General features: G+C 67.6%; 24 protein-coding genes. 15 read left to right on the plus strand and 9 right to left on the minus strand.

Annotated features, from left to right (window positions below; translation table 11 throughout):
* Window positions 1-49: 49 nt before the first annotated feature.
* Window positions 50-808 (minus strand): polyprenyl diphosphate synthase, encoded by a 759-nt coding sequence (gene uppS / locus HDA45_RS18695; protein WP_184897058.1) that lies wholly within the window; start codon window positions 806-808, stop codon window positions 50-52.
* Between the two features lie 804 nt (window positions 809-1,612).
* Between uppS and dusB the strand changes: the two genes are divergently transcribed.
* Window positions 1,613-2,758, plus strand: a complete 1,146-nt coding sequence (dusB, locus tag HDA45_RS18700) for a tRNA dihydrouridine synthase DusB (protein ID WP_184897060.1) — start codon at window positions 1,613-1,615, stop codon at window positions 2,756-2,758.
* 54 nt (window positions 2,759-2,812) lie between these two features.
* On the opposite strand, the gene HDA45_RS18705 is transcribed toward dusB, so the two are convergent.
* Window positions 2,813-2,989, minus strand: coding sequence for a hypothetical protein (locus HDA45_RS18705; RefSeq protein WP_343072101.1), 177 nt, complete (start codon window positions 2,987-2,989; stop codon window positions 2,813-2,815).
* Window positions 2,990-3,135: 146 nt separating this feature from the next.
* On the opposite strand from HDA45_RS18705, the gene HDA45_RS18710 reads away from it, so the two are divergent.
* From HDA45_RS18710 to phoU, 5 genes are all read left to right on the plus strand, one after another.
* Window positions 3,136-3,969 carry an alpha/beta fold hydrolase gene (locus HDA45_RS18710; RefSeq protein WP_184897062.1) on the plus strand — a complete coding sequence of 278 codons (834 nt, stop codon included), beginning with the start codon at window positions 3,136-3,138 and terminating at the stop codon, window positions 3,967-3,969.
* Window positions 3,970-4,027: 58 nt separating this feature from the next.
* Complete coding sequence (gene idi, locus HDA45_RS18715; protein ID WP_184897064.1) at window positions 4,028-4,591, plus strand: isopentenyl-diphosphate Delta-isomerase; 564 nt, start codon at window positions 4,028-4,030, stop codon at window positions 4,589-4,591.
* A gap of 113 nt (window positions 4,592-4,704) precedes the next feature.
* Complete coding sequence (locus HDA45_RS18720) at window positions 4,705-5,433, plus strand: diguanylate cyclase (protein WP_184897066.1); 729 nt, start codon at window positions 4,705-4,707, stop codon at window positions 5,431-5,433.
* 806 nt (window positions 5,434-6,239) lie between these two features.
* Entirely contained in the window at window positions 6,240-7,643 is a 1,404-nt protein-coding gene (locus HDA45_RS18725; protein ID WP_184905781.1) for an LCP family protein, read from the plus strand.
* Between the two features lie 80 nt (window positions 7,644-7,723).
* Complete coding sequence (phoU, locus tag HDA45_RS18730; RefSeq protein ID WP_184897068.1) at window positions 7,724-8,386, plus strand: phosphate signaling complex protein PhoU; 663 nt, start codon at window positions 7,724-7,726, stop codon at window positions 8,384-8,386.
* 287 nt (window positions 8,387-8,673) lie between these two features.
* Here phoU and pstB read toward each other — a convergent pair whose 3' ends face one another.
* The 6 genes from pstB to HDA45_RS18760 form a co-directional block, all read right to left on the minus strand.
* Window positions 8,674-9,450 (minus strand): phosphate ABC transporter ATP-binding protein PstB, encoded by a 777-nt coding sequence (pstB, locus tag HDA45_RS18735; protein ID WP_184897070.1) that lies wholly within the window; start codon window positions 9,448-9,450, stop codon window positions 8,674-8,676.
* Between the two features lie 10 nt (window positions 9,451-9,460).
* Window positions 9,461-10,378 carry a phosphate ABC transporter permease PstA gene (gene pstA, locus HDA45_RS18740; RefSeq protein WP_184897072.1) on the minus strand — a complete coding sequence of 306 codons (918 nt, stop codon included), beginning with the start codon at window positions 10,376-10,378 and terminating at the stop codon, window positions 9,461-9,463.
* Between the two features lie 2 nt (window positions 10,379-10,380).
* A complete protein-coding gene (gene pstC / locus HDA45_RS18745; RefSeq protein WP_184905783.1) occupies window positions 10,381-11,298 on the minus strand; it encodes a phosphate ABC transporter permease subunit PstC in 918 nt (305 codons plus the stop codon).
* A gap of 182 nt (window positions 11,299-11,480) precedes the next feature.
* Window positions 11,481-12,608 carry a phosphate ABC transporter substrate-binding protein PstS gene (gene pstS / locus HDA45_RS18750; protein ID WP_184897074.1) on the minus strand — a complete coding sequence of 376 codons (1,128 nt, stop codon included), beginning with the start codon at window positions 12,606-12,608 and terminating at the stop codon, window positions 11,481-11,483.
* Window positions 12,609-12,837: 229 nt separating this feature from the next.
* Entirely contained in the window at window positions 12,838-13,713 is an 876-nt protein-coding gene (gene mshD / locus HDA45_RS18755; protein ID WP_184897076.1) for a mycothiol synthase, read from the minus strand.
* 66 nt (window positions 13,714-13,779) lie between these two features.
* Window positions 13,780-14,535, minus strand: a complete 756-nt coding sequence (locus HDA45_RS18760; RefSeq protein ID WP_184897078.1) for a response regulator transcription factor — start codon at window positions 14,533-14,535, stop codon at window positions 13,780-13,782.
* A gap of 143 nt (window positions 14,536-14,678) precedes the next feature.
* Here HDA45_RS18760 and HDA45_RS18765 point away from each other — a divergent pair, with 143 nt between their 5' ends.
* The 9 genes from HDA45_RS18765 to HDA45_RS18805 all read left to right on the plus strand — a co-directional run bounded on the left by HDA45_RS18765 (window position 14,679) and on the right by HDA45_RS18805 (window position 20,586).
* Entirely contained in the window at window positions 14,679-15,575 is an 897-nt protein-coding gene (locus HDA45_RS18765) for an LmeA family phospholipid-binding protein (protein WP_184897080.1), read from the plus strand.
* A 7-nt stretch (window positions 15,576-15,582) separates the two neighbouring features.
* On the plus strand, window positions 15,583-16,002 hold the full coding sequence (locus tag HDA45_RS18770) for a TlpA family protein disulfide reductase (protein ID WP_184897082.1): 420 nt from the start codon (window positions 15,583-15,585) through the stop codon (window positions 16,000-16,002).
* A 229-nt stretch (window positions 16,003-16,231) separates the two neighbouring features.
* Entirely contained in the window at window positions 16,232-16,666 is a 435-nt protein-coding gene (locus tag HDA45_RS18775) for a DUF4395 domain-containing protein (protein WP_184897084.1), read from the plus strand.
* Window positions 16,667-16,687: 21 nt separating this feature from the next.
* Window positions 16,688-17,524 carry a sulfurtransferase gene (locus HDA45_RS18780; protein WP_184897086.1) on the plus strand — a complete coding sequence of 279 codons (837 nt, stop codon included), beginning with the start codon at window positions 16,688-16,690 and terminating at the stop codon, window positions 17,522-17,524.
* Window positions 17,524-17,835 (plus strand): DUF1416 domain-containing protein, encoded by a 312-nt coding sequence (locus tag HDA45_RS18785; protein ID WP_184897087.1) that lies wholly within the window; start codon window positions 17,524-17,526, stop codon window positions 17,833-17,835. The genes HDA45_RS18780 and HDA45_RS18785 overlap by 1 nt, the downstream gene beginning before the upstream one ends.
* Before the next feature lie 227 nt (window positions 17,836-18,062).
* Entirely contained in the window at window positions 18,063-18,695 is a 633-nt protein-coding gene (locus HDA45_RS18790) for a heme-binding beta-barrel domain-containing protein (RefSeq protein WP_184897088.1), read from the plus strand.
* A gap of 9 nt (window positions 18,696-18,704) precedes the next feature.
* On the plus strand, window positions 18,705-19,316 hold the full coding sequence (pxpB, locus tag HDA45_RS18795) for a 5-oxoprolinase subunit PxpB (protein WP_184897096.1): 612 nt from the start codon (window positions 18,705-18,707) through the stop codon (window positions 19,314-19,316).
* The gene (locus HDA45_RS18800; RefSeq protein WP_184897098.1) at window positions 19,313-20,185 is read left to right on the plus strand and encodes a 5-oxoprolinase subunit C family protein; all 873 of its coding nucleotides are present in this window, start codon (window positions 19,313-19,315) and stop codon (window positions 20,183-20,185) included. The genes pxpB and HDA45_RS18800 overlap by 4 nt, the downstream gene beginning before the upstream one ends.
* Window positions 20,173-20,586: a hypothetical protein gene (locus tag HDA45_RS18805; RefSeq protein ID WP_184897100.1), complete on the plus strand. Its 414-nt coding sequence runs from the start codon at window positions 20,173-20,175 to the stop codon at window positions 20,584-20,586. The genes HDA45_RS18800 and HDA45_RS18805 overlap by 13 nt, the downstream gene beginning before the upstream one ends.
* Here HDA45_RS18805 and HDA45_RS18810 read toward each other — a convergent pair.
* The gene (locus HDA45_RS18810; RefSeq protein ID WP_184897102.1) at window positions 20,579-21,433 is read right to left on the minus strand and encodes an aminodeoxychorismate lyase; all 855 of its coding nucleotides are present in this window, start codon (window positions 21,431-21,433) and stop codon (window positions 20,579-20,581) included. The genes HDA45_RS18805 and HDA45_RS18810 overlap by 8 nt on opposite strands.
* Window positions 21,434-21,443: the final 10 nt, after the last annotated feature.

Consider the following 21,443-nt stretch of genomic DNA (forward strand, 5'->3'; position numbering starts at 1 on the left):
TCCGTAGCACTACTCAATCGAGGTGACGATGTGGTCGCGACCTGCAAGATCATCGAGATCGAGCCCACATCCGGAGCGCCCGCAAGAGGTCGATGTACCGGAAACCGGGCCAGTTGACGTCGCAGAAATACAGCCGGGCGTCCTTGGCCTGCCACAGCAGGAACCCGGAGAGCCGGACCTCGCCACTGGTCCGGATGATCAAGTCCGGTTCCGGACTGCCCGCCGTGTACAGATGCGAGGAAAGCGCGTCGACGGAAACCGTCTCAGCGATCTCGGCGAGGGACTTGCCGTCCGCCGCCCCTTCGAGCACGAGATCCCGGACGGCGTCGACGATCTCCTCGCGACTTCCGTACCCGATCGCGAGGGTCAGCTCGGGTCCCGTCGCACCGCGAGTGTCCTCTTCGGCCTGCTTCAGCACCTCGGCCGTGGACGACGGCAGCATGTCGAGACGCCCCACGGCCTCGACGCGCCAGTTCGCGCCCGGCGCGGTGAGCCGGTCACGGACGACGTCCTCGATCACCCGCATCAAGAACGCCATCTCCGGCGACGCGCGCTTCGTCAGGTTGTCGACAGAGGCGAGGTACACCGTCACGTGCCCGACGCCGAGGCCTTCACACCACTCCATCAACCGGGCGATGTGCCGGGCACCGTGCCGATGACCTTCGCGGACGTCCTCGAAGCCCATCTGCCGGGCCCAGCGGCGATTCCCGTCGATGATCACGCCGATGTGCCGGGGCAGCGGGCCTTGGAGGAGGCGGGCGCGGAGGTGTCGCGCGTAGAGGTCGTCGAGTCTGGTCCGGACGCTCATGGAAGCGAAGTTACCGAAATCGAGGGTCGGGCGACGTGCGCTCATGAGCTATCCTGAACATGCCGTCCGAGCAGTTTCGGATGACGCGGAGTTTGGCGCCGTGGGTGCCCACGAGTCGCAAGGCCAGGTGCACCCGGGGAATATCGGGACCCTGGCCTTACGTATTTCCGAGGTCAGGCACGCGTGCCTACGAGCGCGAACGTGCCGAACGCGAAACGTGGCGCCTCGAGGCAGCGAAAAACGACTTTGCTGGACGGTGCGCACGTCGCGAGCGTCGAGCTGGGCGGTGCGGCCTTCAGCGACCCAATGGCTGACGTCGAGGGCGTGGAGCTCCATCACCAGGCTCTGCAAGCAGAGAGAACGGCCTCTTTCCTGCCGTCGCACCGGCACTGGGGTACCCACCGCTGCCAGGTGCGAGTTCCCGTCGCCATATCGAGTGACGACGGCAGGTGCGTTGCCGCAAGGTTGCCTGGGTCAAGTGAAAACTCGGCCACTGTGTGGATTTCAGGACGTCAGATGTCCCAAAATCCACACGGTCAGGGCGGGACTCACCGATTGGACCGAATGAAGACCTACCGAGGAACGGCGGTACGTGACGGGCGGTTCTGGGTCGTCCGTGTAGAGGGAGTTGGTTCGACACAAGGCCGGTCCGTCATCGAGGCCGCGTATATGGCCGAGGAACTGTGAGCATCGCCTTCGCGCCCCGAACTCTCGCTTGACCTCCATCGACGGGACCGACCCTGACAGCATGAACAAAGGGCGGATGACCGGCCCACCTGCGAGTGACAGACACCACAGGCGACAATGGAGGACGTGACAGCCACCCTGAGCAAGCCCAGCCTGAAGATCGGCCCCTACGAGGTCGATCCCCCGGTCGTGCTCGCTCCCATGGCGGGTATCACCAATGTCGCGTTCCGGCAGCTGTGCCAGGAGTACGGCGCGGGCATCTACGTCTGCGAGATGATCACCGCCCGCGCGGTGGTCGAGCGGCACCCCGGCACGATGCACATGATGACCTTCGGCGAGAACGAAAAGCCCAGGTCCATGCAGCTTTACGGGGTCGACCCCAAGACGATGGCCGAGGCCGTCCGCATCATCACCGGTGAGGGTCTCGCCGACCACATCGACAGCAACTTCGGCTGCCCGGTCGCGAAGGTGACGCGCAAGGGTGGCGGCGCGGCGTTGCCGTTCAAGCGCAAGCTGTTCGCGGACATCGTGCGCGAGTCGGCGAAGGCCGCGGCCGAGGCGGGCGTGCCGTTCACGGTCAAGTTCCGCGTGGGCATCGACGACGACCACCTGACCTACCTCGACGCCGGGCGTATCGCCGAGGCCGAGGGCGCATCGGCGGTCAGCTTGCACGCGCGCACCGCCGCGCAGCGCTACTCCGGTCAGGCCGACTGGACGAAGATCGCCGCGCTCAAGGAAGCCGTCACCACCATCCCGGTGCTCGGCAACGGCGACATCTTCTCGGCCGGGGACGCGTTGCGCATGGTCGACGAGACCGGCTGCGACGGTGTCGTGGTCGGACGCGGCTGCCTCGGGCGGCCCTGGTTGTTCGGTGAGCTCGAAGCGGCCTTCGCCGGGCGCCCGCTGCCGACACCGCCGAACCTCGGCGAGGTCGCGAAGGTGCTACGCAGGCACGCCGAGCTGCTCATCCAGCACGACGGCGAGACCAAGGCCCTGCGCGACCTCCGCAAGCACATGGCCTGGTACTTCATGAACTTCCCGGTCGGCTCCGAACTGCGCCGCGGCTTCGCGATGGTGTCCGGCCTGACCGAACTCGACGACCTCATCGGCCGCCTCGACCACGACGCGCCGTTCCCCGACAACGCCGACGGGCCGCGCGGGCGGCAGGGTTCACCCGGCAAGGTCACGCTGCCGCACGGCTGGCTCGACGATCCGGACGACGACTGCGTCCCCGAGGCCGAGGACATGCACTCCGGGGGCTAGGCAACGAAAAACGCTCCCACCGGCCGTGCCGGTGAGAGCGTCTTCGTTCACGACTCAGGTGCCCCTGGTCTTGTAGGCGAACTTCCACTGCATGGTGTCGACCTCGAAGCACCGCATGGTGATCGTGTAGTACCGGGCCATGTTGCTCTGCTCGATCTGGCAACTGCTCAGGCTGGAATACGGCCCGAGCTGACAGCCAGGATTCCCGTCACACACCCCGGCGACCGACACCGGCGCCTCCAACTGTTCGACATGTATTACCCCAGTTTCCCCAGTGCGGCCGAAGATCGGCCGCGGTGATCATTGGATGCGAATCGGACACTCGGCGTCAATCCCTCGCCGGCCGGCCGAAACCGAGGGCCCGTAAAGTCGGCGTCGTGATCGAGCAGCTGAGCATCCCCACCGCGGCCGGTTCCTTCGACGCCATCGCGGCGGGTCCCGAAGACGGCCGTCCCGTCCTGCTGCTGCACGGGTTTCCCGAGGCCGCGGTGGAATGGGAGCACCAGGTCGCGACGCTCGGTGTGCTCGGATATCGCGCGGTGGCACCGGATCAGCGCGGCTACTCGCCGGAAGTCCGGCCCGAACAGGCCTCCGAATACGGTATCGACGATCTCGTCGGCGACGTCATCGCGATCGCGGATCGCTTGGGGTGGAACGAATTCGATCTCGTCGGGCACGATTGGGGCGGCGCTGTCGCGTGGTGGACGGCCGACGCGCATCCCGGCAGGCTCCGCAGCCTCACCGTCGTTTCGACGCCTCATCCGGCGGCGCTGGCGGAGGCCATGAAGACCGACGAGGACCAGCATCTCCGTTCGGGGTACATGACCGAATGGCGGCAAACCCGCGTCACCGAACGGCGGATGCTCGAGAACAACGCCGACGCGCTGCGCCGCATGTTCGACTGGAAGGTGCCGCCGAGCAAGGTCGACGAGTACATCCAGCGACTGTCCGAACCGGGCGCGCTGACGGCGGCGCTCAACTGGTACCGCGCAGGCCGACCCGGCGGGAAGATCGGGCCCATCGAGGTTCCGACGCTCTACATCTGGAGCACCGAGGACGCCGCCTTCGGTTCGACCGCGGCACTCGACACGGCGAACCGCGTCACCGGCCCGTACCGCTTCGAGATGATCGAGGACGTCTCCCACTGGGTGGTGGAAGAAGCGCCCGAGGCCGTCACTTCTTTGCTCGTGGAGCACCTATCGTCCCACTAACAGGGGTAACCCTGGTCGCGGTACCGGTTACAGCGAGCCTGCTGGTTCAGTGGGTCCGGTGAACAACACGACCGAAGTGGACACCGAACGCATCGTCTACGTCACCGAAGACGGCGAGCCGACCGGCGAAACCGCGCCCAAACTGGCCGCGCACCACGAGAACACCCGGCTGCACCTGGCGTTCTCCTGCTATCTGTTGCGCAGCAGCGACCAGGCCCTGCTGATCACCAGCCGCGCCGCGTCCAAGAAGGTGTGGCCGCGGGTCTGGACCAACAGTGTCTGCGGGCACCCCGCACCGGGTGAACCCATCGAGGAGGCCGTCCGGCGCCGCGCCGCCTTCGAGCTCGGACTGCCCCGCTTGGACGGCCTGCGGTGCGTCCTCCCGGCGTACCGCTACCGGACGCCGGCGTTCGAAGGCGTGGTCGAGAACGAGTTCTGCCCGGTCTTCGTCGCTCGGGTCGACGAAGATCCGGAACCGCATCCGGACGAGGTCGGCGACTGGCGCTGGCTGAGCTGGAATGATTACGCACTGTTGCTGAATGATGATGTGACTGACGTGAGTTACTGGGCGAAGGATCAGTTTTCGCAGCTCAAAGACGTCGAGCCCTTTTCGTCCTTATAGAACGGCACTTCGGTGCGTGACAATGCCGTCGAACCGTCGTCCTCTTGAGCGAAATTCATTTTGGCCCGTACTCACACCTCAAGAGATCCCTCCTATACGACGAAAACCAATTCGTGGCGGAGGTGGACGTGGTAGCCGACGACGAGGCCGCGCCCCCACCGGGCGCGCCGACCACCGATCTGCTCAGCCTTCACGAGTCGATCGCCGGAGTGCTCGCCACCCAGGGTGACTGGCGACGCGCCTATCACCACCTCAAATCCGCCTTCGACCTCGCCCGGGCCGGCAGCCTGCGGGACACGCTGACGTCCAGCTACAACCGCCGCTACCTCGACCAATGGCTGCACGGCCCGGCCGTCGAACACCGAGGCCCGCCGGGTATCGCGATCGCGCTGGTCGACCTCGACCTGTTCAAGGGTGTCAACGACACTTTCGGGCATCTGGTCGGCGATCGGGTGCTCCGCGAAGTGGCGGACCTGCTCCAGCAAGGACTTCCGCCCGAGGCGTTCTGCGCCCGTTACGGCGGCGAGGAGTTCGCGCTCGTCATCCCGGACGTCGACGCCGCCCGCGCGGTGCGCATCGCCGACACCGCCCGTATCCGGGTGGCGCGTCATCCGTGGCGGCGGATCCGGCCCGGCCTCTCGGTGACGATCAGCGTCGGACTCGCGCACGAGATTCACGCGCAACCGGATCGCACGGTGGAACCGGAACGACAGTTGCGTCGCGCCGACACTTTGTTGTATATGGCGAAACGGGCAGGCCGGAACAAAGTGGCCTATCACGATAAGGAATCGTCGCAGATGATTCCCCGTGCGATGAACACCGCGGAGTCCACGGGCACCTAGCCACTCACTCGGTTAACGGTCATACTCTGCGTGACGGATCCTCCCTTTTAACGCAGCTTTAACCAGGACCGCTCACCCGATCGCATGGACCGTTCGGCGCTTATCGGTACCTTGGGTGAAGAAAATTCCGGGATGGTTGTCGTCACGAACCCGAGGTGTCCGTACGATAACGAAAGAGCTTCGACCGAGTGATGAAAGGAGACCGAGTGCCCGACGAGCACCACAACCCGGGGACCGGTCGCCACAGCCACACGGACAGGAGCGCCGGTGAGCGCGGCCGTGGCGGCCGACGACGCTCGATGGAAACCCACGGCGGGATCAGCGTTTCCGACGTCGTCGCACGTCACACGGGGGAACGCCCGACCTTCGACCCCGCCGCCGAGGCCCCTGCTCCGCGCCGTCTCCGGCAGGACGAGCCGACACCCGAGCCGCCGAGACCCCGTCCGCACGCGGCCAGGACGGAGGCGCCCGCGCCCCGTCGTCCGCGTCCGGCCGCCCCCGTCGAGACCCCGCAGCCCGCGCCTCGCGCCGTCGATCCCGCCGCGCCGCAGGCCCAGACGCCGCCGCGGAACCCGCAGCCCGCCCAGACGCCGCGCCCGCCTCGCGCACGCCAGCCGCGTCGCGCCACGCAGGCCGCGCCCGGCCCCGAGGCACCGACGCAGCGCCGTCCGCCGGTGGTGAACCCGGGTGCGCAGCAGCAGCCCGCGGTACCGGCGCCGCCGCGCCGTCCTCGCCGCCCGGCGCAACGACCGGCCCAGCAGGCGCCGGTCCCGCCGCCCTCGCCCGGCGTCCCGCCGCGGTCCGAGATGGACCGGCTCACGATGACCGACGAGCTCGAGGCGATCGACGACGCGACGATCACCAAACGCAAGATCGACCACACGCTCGCCCGGTTCTCCGCCGCGCATGACGAACTCGAGGCCGAAGAGGCCAAGAAGCGCGAACGCCGTGAGCGGCTCGCCTCGCGTCCCGCCGCGCTGCTGGAGCAGACCCGCACGGCACTGCAGCGAGTGGTCACGACCACGGACGCCGAACCGGCCGAGAGCGTCGAGCAGTCCTCTCCGCAGACCCGTTTGCAGGAGAAGAAGGAACGCAAGACCAGGCAGGCGGCCAAGGCAGGGCGGATCACGGCCGCCGTGGTCGCCGCGCTCGTGTTCCTCTCCATCGGCACCGCGTGGGGCGCTCAGACCTGGTTCGACGCGAAGTTCAACAACGTCGCCTCGCTCGACGAAGACTCGGCCGACATCCAGGACGCCGCGGGCCAGACAGGCGACGAGAACTTCCTGATGGTCGGTTCCGACAGCCGTGACGGCGCGGCCGCCGAAGACGGCGTCGGCGACGCGGAAAGCAACCCGGGCGCCCGTTCGGACACGGTCATGATCGCGCACGTCCCCGCCGACCGGCAGCGCGTCGTCATGGTGTCCTTCCCGCGCGACCTCGAGATCAACCGCCCCGAATGCAAGCGCTGGGACCCGGCGACGTCTTCTTACTCCGAAGAGTCCTCGCCCGCGAAGAAGATCACGAAGCTGAACACCGCCTACGCGGTCGGTGGCCCGCAGTGCGTCACGAAGGTCATCCAGCAGATCACCGGCATGAAGATGAACCACTTCGTCGGGATCGACTTCAACGGCTTCAAGTCGATGGTCGACGCCGTGCAGGGCGTCACCGTGTACAACGAGAAGCCGGTCGACGACACCACGCTCGGCATGGTCATCCCGCAGGCGGGCGAGGTCCGGATCTCCGGCGACCAGGCGCTGAACTACGTCCGGGCGCGGCACGTCAAGGGCGACCCGACGTCGGACTACGGCCGGATCAAACGGCAGCAGGCCTTCCTCGGCGCGCTGCTGAAGACCGTGATGTCGAAGGACGTCATCCTCGACACCGGCAAGCTCAGCGGCTTCATCGACGCGTTCGCCAAGGCGACCTTCGGCGAGAACCTCGGCATCAAGCAGATGATGACGCTGGCGAAGTCGATGCGCGGGATGGAATCGGACAAGGTCAAGTTCCTCACCGTGCCCACCACCGAAGAGGCGAACAACCGCGGCAACGAGGTGTTGTTGCAGGGCAAGTCGAAGGCCGTCTTCGACGCGTTGATCAACAACACCCCGCTGGAAGAGAAGGCCCCGGTGCCCCCGGCGGGCGATACGGGGGGCGCTCCGACCAGCTCCGCCAAGTCCGGCGGCCCCAAGAAGAGCAGCAGCTCAGGCTGAGGATCATTCGTTAGTCCGGGTTCATGTCAGGTTCACTCTGGGATGCGGCTTTTGGCCCTTGTTCCCCGTAGGGTTGGGCCATGCGTGAGGCTTACCATGTCGAACTCGAACAGCTCGCCGAGAACCTAGCGGGCATGTCGCTCCAGGTCGCCGACGCGATGGAGCGGGCGACCCGGGCGTTGCTCGAGGTCGATCTCGGACTCGCCGAGCAGGTGATCAGCGACGACGCGAAGGTCGACGACGCGCGCGCCGAATGCGAGGAGCAGGCGTACGCCCTGCTGGCCCTGCAGGCACCCGTCGCGACCGACCTGAGGACCGTCCTCGCCGCGATCCACGCGGCCGAGAGCCTGGAGCGGATGGGCGATCTGGCGCTGCACGTGGCCAAGGCCGCGCGTCGCCGTCACCCCGACCCCGTCCTGCCCGACGCCGTCCGAGGCGACTTCGCCAAGATGGGCGAGGTGGCCGTCAAGCTGGCCCGGCAGGCCGAGCAGGTCATCAAGTCCAAGGACGTCGAGGCCGCCCGCACGATCGAGTCGGACGACGACGAGGTCGACGAGATCCACAAGCACCTGTTCACGGTCATCATGGACCGGAACTGGGACCACGGCGTCGCCGCGGCCGTGGACGTCACCCTGCTGGGCCGCTTCTACGAGCGCTTCGCCGACCACGCCGTCTCCGTCGCACGTCGGATGATCTTCGTCGTGACCGGCAAGATGCCCGGCTACGGCCCCGACGAGCTCTAGGCGCTGAAGGGGACTTTCCCCGCATAAGACGTAGCGAAGGGGCCCTTCACCGCATGTCACGCGGTGAAGGGCCCCTTCGCGTCTCCGAGCGCAGGCTGCCAACGGAACCGGCAAGGTGACCGGCAGAGGTCTTGCCGGGCAGCGCGTCAGCGCGACGGCGAGACTTCACCGTCGCGCGCCCTCTTTTGGGCCGAAGGCCCACGGAAACGCGATGAAGGGGCGCCCTCCGCACTCACGTGAGGTGAATGCGGACGGCGCCCCTTCGGCGCGTTTCCGTCAGCGCGTGACTATCCAAATCGTCCCGAGATGTAGTCCTCGGTCGCCTTCTCGTCCGGGTTCGAGAAGATCTTCTCGGTGTCGTTCAGCTCCACCAGGCGACCCGGCTGGCCGACGCCCGCCAGGTTGAAGAACGCGGTCTGGTCCGAAACACGCGCCGCCTGCTGCATGTTGTGCGTCACGATGACGATCGTGTACTCCTTCTTGAGCTCACCGATCAGGTCCTCGATGGCGAGGGTCGAGATCGGGTCGAGCGCGGAGCACGGTTCGTCCATCAGCAGCACGTCGGGCCGCACGGCGATCGCCCGCGCGATGCAGAGCCGCTGCTGCTGACCGCCGGAGAGGCCGCCGCCCGGCTTGTTCAGCCGGTCCTTGACCTCGTTCCACAGGTTCGCGCCGCGCAGCGCGCGCTCGGCGACCTCGTCGAGCTGCTTCTTGCCCTTCGTGCCGCCCAGGCGGAGGCCGGCCACGACGTTGTCGCGGATGGACATCGTCGGGAACGGGTTGGGCCGCTGGAAGACCATGCCGATGGTGCGGCGGACCTGCACCGGGTCGACACCGGCGCCGTAGATGTCCTCGCCGTCGAGCAGCACCTCACCCTCGACGCGGGCGCCGGGGATGACCTCGTGCATGCGGTTCAGCGTGCGCAGCACCGTCGACTTGCCGCAGCCCGACGGGCCGATGAACGCGGTGACGTTCCGCGGCGGCACCGAGAGGGTGACGCCGTCCACGGCGTGGAATTTGCCGTAGTAGATGTCCACGTCTTTGACGTCGATTCGTTTGGCCATCTCAAACAGCTCACTTCTTCTTCGGGGCGACAAGACGGGCAAAGAGCATGGCGAGGAGGTTCACGATCGCGATGATCAGTACCAGGGTGAGCGCGGCACCCCAGATCCTGTCGAAAGCGACGGTACCTTCGTCGAACGGGTTGCTGACCCGTTCGTTGTTCATCAGAAGCGGCAAAGCGGCCTGCTCGCCACCGAAGATGTCCCAGTTCACGTAGGCGGAGTACCCCACGAGGACCAGCAGCGGCGCGGTCTCGCCCATGACCCTGGCGAGCGCCATCATGATGCCGCCGATGATGCCGGACAGCGCTGTCGGCAGGACGATCTTCATGATCGTCTTCCACTTCGGCACGCCGAGCGCGTAGGAGGCCTCGCGCAGGTCGTCCGGGACGATCCGCAGCATCTCCTCGGAGGAGCGCACGACCACCGGGATCATCAGCAGCACCAGCGCCAGCGAAACGGCGAAACCGCTGCGCGGGAGGCCGAACGTCGTGATCCACAGCGCGTAGATGAACAGCGCGGCGACGATCGAGGGGACGCCGGAAAGGATGTCCACCATGAAGGTCGTGACCTTCGCGAGTTTTCCGCGGCCGTACTCGACCAGGTAGATCGCGACCAGCATGCCGATCGGGACCGCGATGATCGCGCAGACCAGGCCCTGCAGCACCGAGCCGATGACGGCGTGCAGCACACCGCCGCCGACCTCGTCCGACAGCACCGAGCCGAAGTCCTCGGTCCACCAGTTGCTGTAGGGGATCCGCTTGACGCCGTTGATGACCACCGTGGCCAGCAGCCACACCAGCGGCACGACGGCGATCAGGAACGACAGCCAGATCAGGACCGTCGCGACGCCGTTCTTGGTCTTCCTCGCCAGGCTGACCTGTTGGAAGGCGGGGGTGGTGGCGGGGGTCTTCTCGAGCGTGGTGGACATGCTCAGTCCCCCTTCTTGGCGATGATGGACCGCGCGGCGAAGTTGACGAGGAACGTCAGCAGGAACAGCACCAGACCGGCCGCGATGTACGCGCCCGCCGAGATCTCGTTGTTCAGCTCCGCGTAGTCCGCCGCGATCTTCGAGGCGAACGTGGCGCCGCCGTCGAAGAGGCTCCAGGTGAACTCGCGGCCCACCGCGCCGGTCAGGATGATCGCGAGCGCGATCGTCTCGCCGAGCGCGCGGCCGAGGCCGAGCATCGAGGCGCCGATGTAACCCGCCTTGCCGAACGGCAGCACCGTGGTGCGGATGACCTCCCAGCGGGTGGCGCCCAGCGCCAGCGCGCCTTCGATATGCGGGGTCGGGGTCCGCTCGAACACCTCACGCGACAGCGAGGTGATGATCGGCAGGATCATCACGGCGAGCACGATGCCCGCGGTGAAGATCGTGCCGCGCATGTCCGGCGAAACGTTGCCCGCCGCGAAGATCGGGATCCACGAGAAGGTGTCGTTGACCCACTGGGAAACCGGCTCGATCGTCGGCGCGAAGACCATCAGGCCCCAGAGGCCGTAGATGATCGACGGGACCGCGGCGAGCAGGTCGATCACGTAGGCGAACGGCCGCGCGAGCCGCTTCGGCGCGTACTGGGTGAGGAAGAGGGCGATCCCGAGCGAGATCGGCATCGCGATGATCAGCGCCAGCAGCGCCGAGTAGACCGTGACCAGCAGCAGGCCCATGATGCCGAACTTCATGTCGTTCGGATCGGTCTGCCAGGTCTGGCTGGTCAGGAAGTTCACGTTGTCGGCTTGGAGCGCCGGGATGGCCTGCACCAGCAGGAACAACCCGATCAGGCCGATCAGCGAGACGACGAAGACGCCGGCTCCGGTGGTCAGGAACTGGAAGATGCGGTCACCGGGTCGCACCGTCCTGGAATTGGGGCTCGCGAGTTGCACCGAGGACTTCTCGGGCGGTGACGCGGCAGGTTGCTCCGAAATCGGGTCCTCCGTGAAGGTCTCGCGGACGCCAGAACGCCCACCGGGGTCGCCGGTGGGCGTTCTGGGCGAAGAGGAATCGCTCATCGACTACTTCTGTCCTGCAACAAAGGTCAGGCGATGGCCTTGACGGCGGTCAGGACCTTGTCCTGCAGGCTCTGCGGGATCGGCACGTAGCCCTTGTCCGAAAGCGGCTTCTGACCGTCGGTGGCGGCGACGTTCAGGAACGCCTTGACGGCCTTCGCGACCTCGGCGTCGGCGTACTTCGAGCAGACGATCTCGTAGGTGGCGAGGATGACCGGGTAGGAACCCGCGACGTTGCTGGAGTAGATCGCGTTCAGGTCCAGCGCGAGGTCGTTGGAGCCTTCCTTCTTGAACTTCGCCGCGTCGAGGGCCTTGGCGACGTTCGCCGCGGTGAGCTCGACACCGCCGGAGCCGCTGTCGATCAGGGCGGCGTTGAGGCCGTCCTTCGCGAACGCGGACTCGACGTAGGTGATGGCGCCGTCGGTGGCCTTGACCGCGCTGGCGACACCGTTGGACTTCTCGGCACCGTTACCGACGCCACCGTTGAACTTCTTGCCGTCGCCCTGGGTCCAGGCGCCCTTCGAGGCGGCCTTCAGGTACTTCTGGAAGTTGTCGGTGGTGCCCGACTCGTCGGTGCGCGAGATGACCTGGATGGCCTTGTCGGGCAGGTTGACGCTCTCGTTGCCCTTGACCGCCTTGATGGCCGGGTCGTTCCACTTGGTGATGCCGCCGTTGAAGATCTTGGCGGTGACCTCGGGGGTCAGGGTCAGCTTGTCGACGCCGGAGACCTTGTACGCCACGGCGACCGGGCCGATGACCAGCGGCAGGTTCCACGCGTCGGAGGCGCAACGAGCCTTGGCCTTGTCGGCCTCCTCGCCGTCCTTGAGGGGCGAGTCCGAACCGGCGAAGTCGACCTGGTTCGCGTTGAACTGCTTGATACCGGCGCCCGAACCGCTCGGGTTGTAGTTCACCTTCTGCCCGGCGCACTTGGCGGCGTACTGCTGCACGAAGATGTCGATCGCGGTCTTCTGCGCGGACGAGCCCTCGGCCGAAAGCGGGTTCTTGCCACCGCATTCGACACCGGCCGTCCCGCTGGGCGCGGACGCGGCGCCCGAGCCTTCGGTCTTCGTCGCCGCGGGGTCGGATCCACACGCGCTGAGCACGAGGGCGGCGCTAGCCACGATGCCGATCGCGCCCGCGGGCCGCATGATCTTCACTGCATTTCCTCCACTGGGAGACTTTCGCCGGATCGGTGGAACCGGAACGTTCCTGCCGGATCCGGACACTAGGCAGCGACAGTGGACGGGCGGCCCTCAAAGGATGAACGAAAAGTGAACAAGGCGCCCGATGTGAGCAGCGTGACTAGACCGAACGGGGTCCGTGTCCCGCCCGTGACCTGGGCGTCTGCTCTCCGTGACCGGTCAAGTGCCGCACGTGTGAACGCGGTTACCGAGCGTATTGGACGTCGACTTCGTAGCGTGTGAACCCGAGCTTCGAATAGACAGCCAGCGCGGGGGCGTTGTCGCCCTCGACGTACAAGATCACCTGACCCAGTCCGCGATCACGGAGATACCGCAGCCCGGCGAGCGTGAGGGCCTTCCCGAGGCCGCCGCCCTGCGCGTCGGGATCGATGCCGACGACGTAGACCTCGCCGGTGGGCTCGCCGCCGAACCGGCCGGGGGCCGCCTCGTGGATCTTCGTCCAGTGGAAGCCGACGACCTCGCCGTCCTGCTCCGCGAGGAAGAAGCCCTCGGGGTCGAACCAGGCGTCCTTCTCGGTCGCGCGGACCTCGTCGGCGGTCAGGGCGCCCTGCTCGGGGTGCCAGTCGAAGGCACGCGCGTTGACGCGGACCATCGCTTCCTCGTCCTGACCGGGGACGAACGTGCGCAGCGTGACCCCTTCGCGGGTCACGGGCTCCGGCCACTCGGCCGTCTCGACGTCGGCGTGCAGGATCAGCAGTTCCCGGGCGCGCTCGAAGCCCTCGGTCCCGGCGAGGTGGACGGCGGCGGGGTGATCACCGTGCGCCCAGACGCGCAACGGCTTTCCCTCGACTCGTTCGACGAGCGCCTTGACGAGCGCTCTGCCGTGACCGGCGCCTCGGTGCGCGGGATGGACGAACAGTTCGGCGACCTGGTTGCCGTGCGAGTCGCCTTCGGTGTCCAGGTGCGCGTACGCGACCAGCTCCCCGTCGACCTGCCCCAAGAGGTGCTGCCCACCGTCGAACCCGGTGTCCTCGGGGCGGCCGTCGGCCTCGCGCACGGCGAGGAGGAAGTCGTGGATCTCTTCCGTTTCCGGTTCACCGGTCCAAGTCGGATCAAGCATGAAATCGACCCTACCCGGGAACCCCGTACCCGCCTGGACGTCTTGTCAGGCAGGAGAGGAAGGGATTCAGTGCGCGGAAAGCTCGCTCGGCTCGTAGACGCTCGCGTCGGGGGCGATGGCCTGCTGCTGCTTGGCCGCGGCGCCCTTGGAGGGCCTCTCGAATTTGTAGCCGACGTTGCGCACGGTCCCGATCATCTGCTCGTGTTCCGGCCCGAGCTTCGCGCGCAGGCGCCGCACGTGGACGTCGACGGTGCGCGTGCCACCGAAGAAGTCGTAGCCCCAGACCTCCTGGAGCAGCTGCGCGCGGGTGAACACCCGGCCGGCGTGCTGCGCGAGGTACTTGAGGAGTTCGAACTCCTTGTAGGTGAGCTCGAGAGTGCGCTTGCGGAGCTTCGCGGTGTACGTCGCTTCGTCGATGACCAGTTCGCCGACGCGGAGTTCGGCGTCGACCTGCGAGGCGGCGCCGTCGCGAGTCGTGACCAGCCGCAGGCGGGCGTCGACCTCGGCGGGGCCCGCGGCCGGGAGCAGGATGTCGTCGGTGCGCCATTCCGCGCTGACCGCGACCAGACCGCCTTCGCCGACGACGGTGATGATCGGCGTGGAGGCCTCGTCCTCACCGGCGCCCTTGAGGAGTCGGCAGAGGCTCTTCGCGGAGGCGAGATCGCTGCGGGCGTCGAGGACGATGACGTCCCGGTGGCCGGCGTCGAGCAGCGCGGTCACTTCCGGAGGACGGACGCGTACGGTGTGGGGCAGCAGATCCAGGGCGGGCAGGACCGCGGTCGCATCGGTTTCCGCAGTCAACACCAGAAGGTCCAGGCTCATCGCCGCACCGCCCTAACTCGTAGTCGCCTCGAACGTGGCTACAGCCGGTGCTTAGTGAGAATAGCGGGTGAACAGCCGAGGACCTACCCCGTGCTGGATCGATCACACCTGGCCAAAGAGGTCTACGAAGGAGATTTGACGCAATGGTGAGCAGGCCCGTGGCGCGTGACGACCGACCGTCCCCCGGCCGGTCCGCCAAGCGACCGAAGCGGCGTGGCCGGGGTTGGCTCATCGCCCTCGCGGTGCTGGTGGTCCTGCTGGTCGGGGCCGATTTCGGGGCGGCGGCCTTCGCCGAGCACACGATCTCCCAGAAGACCCGCGAACAGCTCGCCCTCGCCAACGATCCCGCGGTGACGGTGCACGGTTTCCCGTTCCTCACGCAGGCCCTCTCCGGTGACTACAGTCACATCACCATCAACGCCCAGGGCGTCGCCGTCCCGCCGAAGCTGCGTGACGTGGACTTCAACGCGGACATGAGCGACGTCACGGCGCCGCTCTCGGACCTGACGTCCGGCAACACCAAGTCGATCGTCATCGGCACGCTCAAGGGCGAGGTCGTGATCAAGGCCGCGGACATCGCGCGGCAAGCGCCGCTGGACAAGATCGAGAACCTGAAGATCGAGCCGGTCACCGAGGACTACGTCCGCAACGGCGACAGCGGGCAGGGCGAGACCAAGCCCACGACGACCACGAACGCGAACGGTGAGCCGGTGGACTCCGCGAGCACCGGGATCCGGGTGTCCGGGAACCTGCAGTTCGCCGGGAAGAACTACGAGATCTTCTGTTTCGCGATGCTCGAACTGGACGGTCAGAAGATCCGGATCGAGCCGAAGCGGCTGCAGCTGGGGAATGATCAGGAAACGACCGTCATCGAAGAAGCCGCACAGCGGGTGCTGCTGCCGAACTTCAACGCGACCATCGACACCGGCTCCCTGCCGTTCGCGGTGACCCCGACGTCGGTCCGCGTGAACAGCGGTTCGGTGACCATCAAGGGCGAGGGCAAGAACGTCGCCTTCAGCGGAGCGAAACCCCAGGGGTGATCTCTGAATGACCGGAGTGTGGGTGCTGCTGGGCGTCTTGGTGCTCGGCGGGGTGGCCGGCGCGCTGTTGCAAGCGCGCAACGGCCGCGTGCGCGCGGCCAAGTCCAGCGCATCCACCCTTCCGGAACGCGTTTCCGCAGCCCTCGCGCCCGAGGGCGTCACCCTGATCCAGATCTCCACCACGTTCTGCGCGCCGTGCCGCCACACCCGCGTGATCCTGTCGGCTCTCGCGGAGAAGACCGACGGCCTGACGCACGTCGATTTGGACGTCACCGAAACCCCGGAAGTCGCGCAGGCACTTTCCATCTTGCGGACTCCGACGACGCTGGCCTTGACGCCGGACGGCCGGGAGGTCTTCCGCGTCGGCGGCGTTCCCCGAGGTCAGGACCTTCTCGAGGCCTTGAAACCCCACCTGGCGAACGCCTGATCCCGAATTTTGGGAAGCGTCCCAAGGTATGAACACGGTTCCCAACCTGAGGGAGCTCTGCGTACCCTCGCACCCGTGAACAGGCTGCCCCGAACCTTGCTGACCCAGCGCCGCGCAGTGGATCTGTGCCGCGTTCGCAGCAGCCTGTGTCCGGCTCGCTGAACGCGCCTCGAAGCCTGCGCGTGCCCCTGGCACGCACCTCTTTTCCCTCTCGTTCGCAGGAGGATCCATGTCCGCAGGACCGGCCGTCGACCCCCGGGGTCCGCGTTTCGCCGCCATCCTGACGACGGTCGTGCTCGCGATCGTGCTCATCACCCAGTGGTGGCCACTGCTCGCGGCGCAGGCGGTGGTGTTCGCGATCGGCGCGTTCGTCGGCCTCAAGCCGGCGCCGTACTCCCTGGTCTACCGCTACCTCGTCGCGCCGCGCCTCGGCCCGGCGACCGAACGCGAGGACGCCGCCCCGCTGCGATTCGCGCAGGCCGTCGGTTTCGTGTTCGCCCTCGTCGGCACCGTCGGCTTCGCCGCCGATCTGACCGCGCTCGGCTTCGTCGCGACGGCGTTCGCGCTGTTCGCGGCCTTCCTCAACGCGGCGTTCAACTTCTGTCTCGGTTGCGAGATGTACCTGCTCATCAAGCGTTTCAGTCCCAGCCCTCGCGCGTCCTAACCCAGAAAGAGAGTCAGCTCCATGAGCCGTGAAGACGTCCTGGTCACCACCCAGTGGGCCGAGGAGAACCTGGACACCCCGGGTGTCGTGTTCATCGAGGTCGACGAGGACACGACCGCGTACGACAACGGACACATCCGCGGTGCGGTGAAGTTCGACTGGCGCAAGGACCTGCAGGACGGGGTCCGCCGGGACTTCGTCGACAAGGAGGGCTTCGAGAAGCTGCTGTCCGAGAAGGGCGTCTCGAACGACGATCGCGTGGTTCTCTACGGCGGCAACAACAACTGGTTCGCGGCGTACGCGTACTGGTACTTCAAGCTCTACGGCCACGAGAACGTGCAGCTGCTCGACGGTGGCCGTAAGAAGTGGGAGCTGGACGGCCGCGAGCTGAACTCGGAAGAGGTCAAGCGCGAGGCCGCGACGTACAAGGCCAAGGAGCAGGACCTCTCGATCCGCGCGTTCCGCGACGAGGTCGTCCAGGCCATCGGCGGCAGCAACTTCGTCGACGTGCGTTCGCCCGACGAGTTCTCCGGCAAGCTGCTCGCCCCGGCGCACCTGCCGCAGGAGCAGTCGCAGGTCCCCGGCCACATCCCGGGCGCGCTGAACGTCCCGTGGGCGAAGGTCGCCAACGAGGACGGCACGTTCAAGACCGAGGAAGAGATCAAGGAGCTGTACTCCGACGAGGGCCTCGACGAGTCGAAGTCCACGATCGCGTACTGCCGCATCGGTGAGCGTTCGTCCATCGCGTGGTTCGCGCTGCACGAGCTCCTCGGTTACGACGCCGTGAAGAACTACGACGGTTCATGGACGGAATACGGCTCGCTCGTCGGCGTGCCGGTCGAGTTGGGAGCTAAGTGATGGCGGCAGACGACAGCTGCGGCGCGCCGGTCCAGGAGGCCACGCCCGCCGACTACGACACCCGCGGCCAGGTAGTGCTGGCGGGCAAGGTGACCGGCGCGGAAGGCCCCGTCGGCGGCGCCTTCGTGCGGTTGCTGGACGGCGGCGGCGACTTCACCGGCGAGGTCGTCTCGTCGGCTGACGGCGACTTCCGCTTCTACGCGGCCCCCGGCGACTGGACGGTGCGCGCGCTGCACCGCTCCGGCAACGGCGAAGCGACTGTGACCGCCCAGGGTCCCGGCGTCCACAGCCTGGCCATCTCGGTCGCCTGACGTTTTGCGCGTGAAGGCCCCCTTCCCTCGGCTCAGCCGAGGGAAGGGGGCCTTCACGCGCGTGTGGGCACTGCCACGGACCCTCAGCAGGCCCGTCCTGGCAGGTAGCGACTAAAGTGCGAGTCGTGGAGATCCTGTTTACGACCCTGCTGGTGCTCGCCGGCGTCGCGATCACGTGGTTCGCCGTGTACGTCGTCTACCGGCTTTACGCGGACGAACGCTGACCCATGACGGCTAGTGGCGACGAGGCCATCCAGGCCGCGGAGAAGCGCGCGGAAGAAACGCGCGAACGCAACCTCCCTCCGTACGGCACCCTTCCTGACATGCCCATCCCCGGCGACACGGCGAACCTGCGCGAGGGCCCGAACCTCAATGACGCCTGCCTGGCGCTCTTGCCGCTCGTCGGCGTCTGGCGTGGCGAAGGCGAGGTCGACTACCCGACCATCGAAGGCCCGCGCCGGTTCGGCATGCAGCTGACCATCGCGCACGACGGCCGTCCCTTCCTCACCCACGAGGCCCGCGCCTGGCTGCTGGACGAAGACGGCAACGTCATCCGGCCCGCCGCAAGGGAATCCGGGTTCTGGCGTCCGCAGGCCGACGACACGATCGAACTGCTGCTGACCCACAACACCGGCATCGTGGAACTGTTCTACGGCAAGCCGCGCGGCAAGGCCTCGGTTCCGGCTTGGGAGCTGGGCACCGACGCCGTCGTCCGCACGTCGACGGCCAAGGACGTCACGGCCTCTTCGCGGCTCTACGGCATCGTCAACGGCGAACTCGGCTACGTCGAGGAGCGCGCCATGATGGGCCAGGAACTGCAGCCGCACACGTCGGCGCTGCTGCGTCGCGTGGTGGGCTGACCGTCTCCCGTGCGGTGGCGTGCCTACGGCGAGCACGCCGCCCTGCTCGACTGTGATTCCCTGGCGCAGACGATCGCGGCGCACGCCACGGTGTCGGCCGCACGCCCGTCCGGGATAGCGGAACTCGTTCCCGGCGCCCGAAGCCTGCTGGTGGCGGAAACCCCGGGCTCGGGTGCTCTCGCGGCCGTCCGTGATCTCCTCTCGGGCGCCGATCTCGAACATCCGCCCGACGGCGAACCCCGCGAGATCACCCTCGACGTCACGTATGACGGCGAGGATCTCGAACTCGTCGCGCAGGACGCCGGAGTGTCCATTGAGGACGTCGTGCGACTGCACACCGATGCCGTCTACACCGTGGCTTTCACCGGCTTCGCGCCCGGTTTCGGTTACCTGACAGGACTTCCCGAACCGCTCCGGCAACCGCGACTGTCGAGCCCGCGCACTCGCGTGCCACCGGGTTCGGTCGGGATCGCGGGCGAATTCACCGGGGTGTACCCCCGTGTCTCACCGGGTGGCTGGCGGCTGATCGGCCACACCCGGACCGTCCTGTTCGATCCGCGCGCCGACCCGCCCGCGCTGCTGGCGCCCGGTGACCGCGTGCGGTTCCGGAGTGCCGGATGAGGGCCCTCGAAGTGCTCCGGCCGGGCCCGTTGGCGCTGGTCCAGGATCTCGGCAGGCCCGGCTACGCGCATCTCGGCGTCCCGCCGTCGGGCGCGCTGGACGTCCCGGCGCTGAAACTCGCCAACCGGCTCGTCGGCAACGACGAAGCCGCGGCGGGCGTCGAGTGCCTGTTCGGCGGCCTGCGGCTGCGCGCGACGACGTCCTGCACGATCGCGGTGACCGGCCCCGCCGTCACCGTCGAGGTCGACGGTCGCGCCGTCGGCTCGCACTCGCCGGTGTGGCTGGCCGCGGGCCAGGTCGTGGCGATCGGCGCGCCCGCCACCGGCTTGCGGTGCTACCTGGCGGTCTCCGGCGGGATCGCGGTCGACGCCGAGCTCGGCAGCCGTTCGCGGGACGTCCTTTCGGAGATCGGACCCGCGCCGCTGAAGACGGGCGACGTCCTCCCGCTCGGCACACCGTCCTTGCCCGGCGGCGCCGATGTCGTACTGCCCACGGCCGCTCCGGCGGAGCTGGTCGTGCCCGTCGAACCGGGGCCGCGGGCGCACTGGTTCGAAGACCTGGCGACCGGGCTGGCGAAGACCTGGACGGTGACGTCGGAATCCAACCGTGTCGGTCTCCGGCTCGACGGGGCCGCGCTGGTTCGCCGAGACGAATACGCGGAGAAGGAACTGCCGAGCGAAGGGCTACTGACCGGTGCCGTCCAGGTGCCGCCGAACGGGCTGCCGGTCGTGTTCTTGGCGGATCATCCAACTACCGGTGGTTATCCGGTGGCGGCCGTGGTGAGACAGGCGTCACTCCCGGCACTCGCGCAGGCCCGTCCCGGAACCCTTCTCCGCTTTCACTCGTCCACGAAGGTGTGGAACAGGTAAAGGTCGACGGTGGCACAGGTGTCATCGACACAACTTCGGTCCCCACCCAACCCGAACTCCCGCAGTCGCTGCGGATCGCGTTGGCCACCGGTCAGATGCGGCGCCCACTCGGCGACACGCTCCAGCCGCTTCTCGCTCTCTTCGCCGACGGCGAGTACCAGGTCACCGGCCCCGAAAGACTGCTGGAGGACCGCTATCTGACCCCGAGCGCCGACTGGCCGCCCGCCGACGTCTCGCGGGTCGGCTACTACCGGACGGCGATCAAGAGCGGGCACCGGCCGGTCGCGATCGTGCTGGAGACCCTCGACGCGGCGGTGATCCTGGACGGGCACCACAAGATCGCGGCCTACCGCGAAGAAGCGATCCTGCCGCATCTGCTGATCATCAGCTCGCTCAGCTGATCGTGTACTCGCTCTCGTACGCGGCGGCCAGTTCGGCGTGGATCGCGCTGGAGTCGCTCAGCGCGACGCCGTCGAGCGTGTGCACCCTGGTCAGCTTGCGGACCGACGAGGCGAGGAACAGCCCCTCGCCCGCGCTGAGGTCCTGGACCTGGAGCGGCTCGACCTTGATCGACCAGCCCGCGCGCTCGGCTCCCCGGAACAGCGCCGCCTGCGTCGTCCCCGGCAGGATGCCGATGCTCGCCGGCGGCGTGTAGAGCGTCCTGTCCTTCGCGAGCACGACCGTCGAAGTCGGCCCTTCGAAGACCGAACCGTTGGCGGCGGTGAAAATCACATCGCTCGCGCCGCGGCGTGCGGCCTCGCGCAGCGCGGCCATGTTGACGCCGTACGAAATCGACTTCGCACCCAGCAGCAGCCACGGCGCGCGCTCGGCGAGCTCGGGCTCGATACCGCGCTCGAGGGTGATCGCCGCGACACCTTCGACACGGGCTCGCTGGACCTTCTCGTCGATCTCCACACCGAGCGCGAACCCGAACGGCTTCGCTTCCGGATCGCCGTCGATTCCCCTGGTGTACACCAATTTCAGGGCGATCTCGGCGGGGCCGGACCAGTTGTCGATGACCGTCTGCGCGGCGCGCTCCCAGGCCGCGAGATCCGGCTCCGGCAGGTCGAGCATGGCCGCGGAACGGGCCAGGCGATCGAGATGCGGACGGAGCTCACGAGGGCGGCCGTCGACGACGAGGATCGTCTCGAACACGCCGTCGCCGCGAAGCAGTCCGAGATCGTCGACCCGCAGGTGAGCGGCTTCGGGGTCGGCCAGGGTCCCGTCGAGGAAGGCAAGCACGCGCATACGGACACGG

The organism is Amycolatopsis umgeniensis, assembly GCF_014205155.1.
In the GTDB taxonomy this organism is placed as follows: Bacteria; Actinomycetota; Actinomycetes; order Mycobacteriales; family Pseudonocardiaceae; genus Amycolatopsis; species Amycolatopsis umgeniensis.

Excerpts from the sequence above, each read along its gene's own strand:
- HDA45_RS18790 (WP_184897088.1), top strand. The coding sequence starts at position 18,063 with ATGACGGCTAGTGGCGACGAGGCCATCCAGGCCGCGGAGAAGCGCGCG.
- dusB (WP_184897060.1), top strand. The coding sequence starts at position 1,613 with ATGGAGGACGTGACAGCCACCCTGAGCAAGCCCAGCCTGAAGATCGGC.
- uppS (WP_184897058.1), bottom strand. The coding sequence starts at position 808 with ATGAGCGTCCGGACCAGACTCGACGACCTCTACGCGCGACACCTCCGC.
- mshD (WP_184897076.1), bottom strand. The coding sequence starts at position 13,713 with ATGCTTGATCCGACTTGGACCGGTGAACCGGAAACGGAAGAGATCCAC.
- HDA45_RS18775 (WP_184897084.1), top strand. The coding sequence starts at position 16,232 with ATGTCCGCAGGACCGGCCGTCGACCCCCGGGGTCCGCGTTTCGCCGCC.
- HDA45_RS18780 (WP_184897086.1), top strand. The coding sequence starts at position 16,688 with ATGAGCCGTGAAGACGTCCTGGTCACCACCCAGTGGGCCGAGGAGAAC.
- pstB (WP_184897070.1), bottom strand. The coding sequence starts at position 9,450 with ATGGCCAAACGAATCGACGTCAAAGACGTGGACATCTACTACGGCAAA.
- HDA45_RS18785 (WP_184897087.1), top strand. The coding sequence starts at position 17,524 with ATGGCGGCAGACGACAGCTGCGGCGCGCCGGTCCAGGAGGCCACGCCC.
- HDA45_RS18725 (WP_184905781.1), top strand. The coding sequence starts at position 6,240 with ATGGACCGGCTCACGATGACCGACGAGCTCGAGGCGATCGACGACGCG.
- HDA45_RS18760 (WP_184897078.1), bottom strand. The coding sequence starts at position 14,535 with ATGAGCCTGGACCTTCTGGTGTTGACTGCGGAAACCGATGCGACCGCG.
- HDA45_RS18765 (WP_184897080.1), top strand. The coding sequence starts at position 14,679 with ATGGTGAGCAGGCCCGTGGCGCGTGACGACCGACCGTCCCCCGGCCGG.
- HDA45_RS18770 (WP_184897082.1), top strand. The coding sequence starts at position 15,583 with ATGACCGGAGTGTGGGTGCTGCTGGGCGTCTTGGTGCTCGGCGGGGTG.
- HDA45_RS18810 (WP_184897102.1), bottom strand. The coding sequence starts at position 21,433 with ATGCGCGTGCTTGCCTTCCTCGACGGGACCCTGGCCGACCCCGAAGCC.
- pstA (WP_184897072.1), bottom strand. The coding sequence starts at position 10,378 with ATGTCCACCACGCTCGAGAAGACCCCCGCCACCACCCCCGCCTTCCAA.
- HDA45_RS18800 (WP_184897098.1), top strand. The coding sequence starts at position 19,313 with ATGAGGGCCCTCGAAGTGCTCCGGCCGGGCCCGTTGGCGCTGGTCCAG.
- phoU (WP_184897068.1), top strand. The coding sequence starts at position 7,724 with ATGCGTGAGGCTTACCATGTCGAACTCGAACAGCTCGCCGAGAACCTA.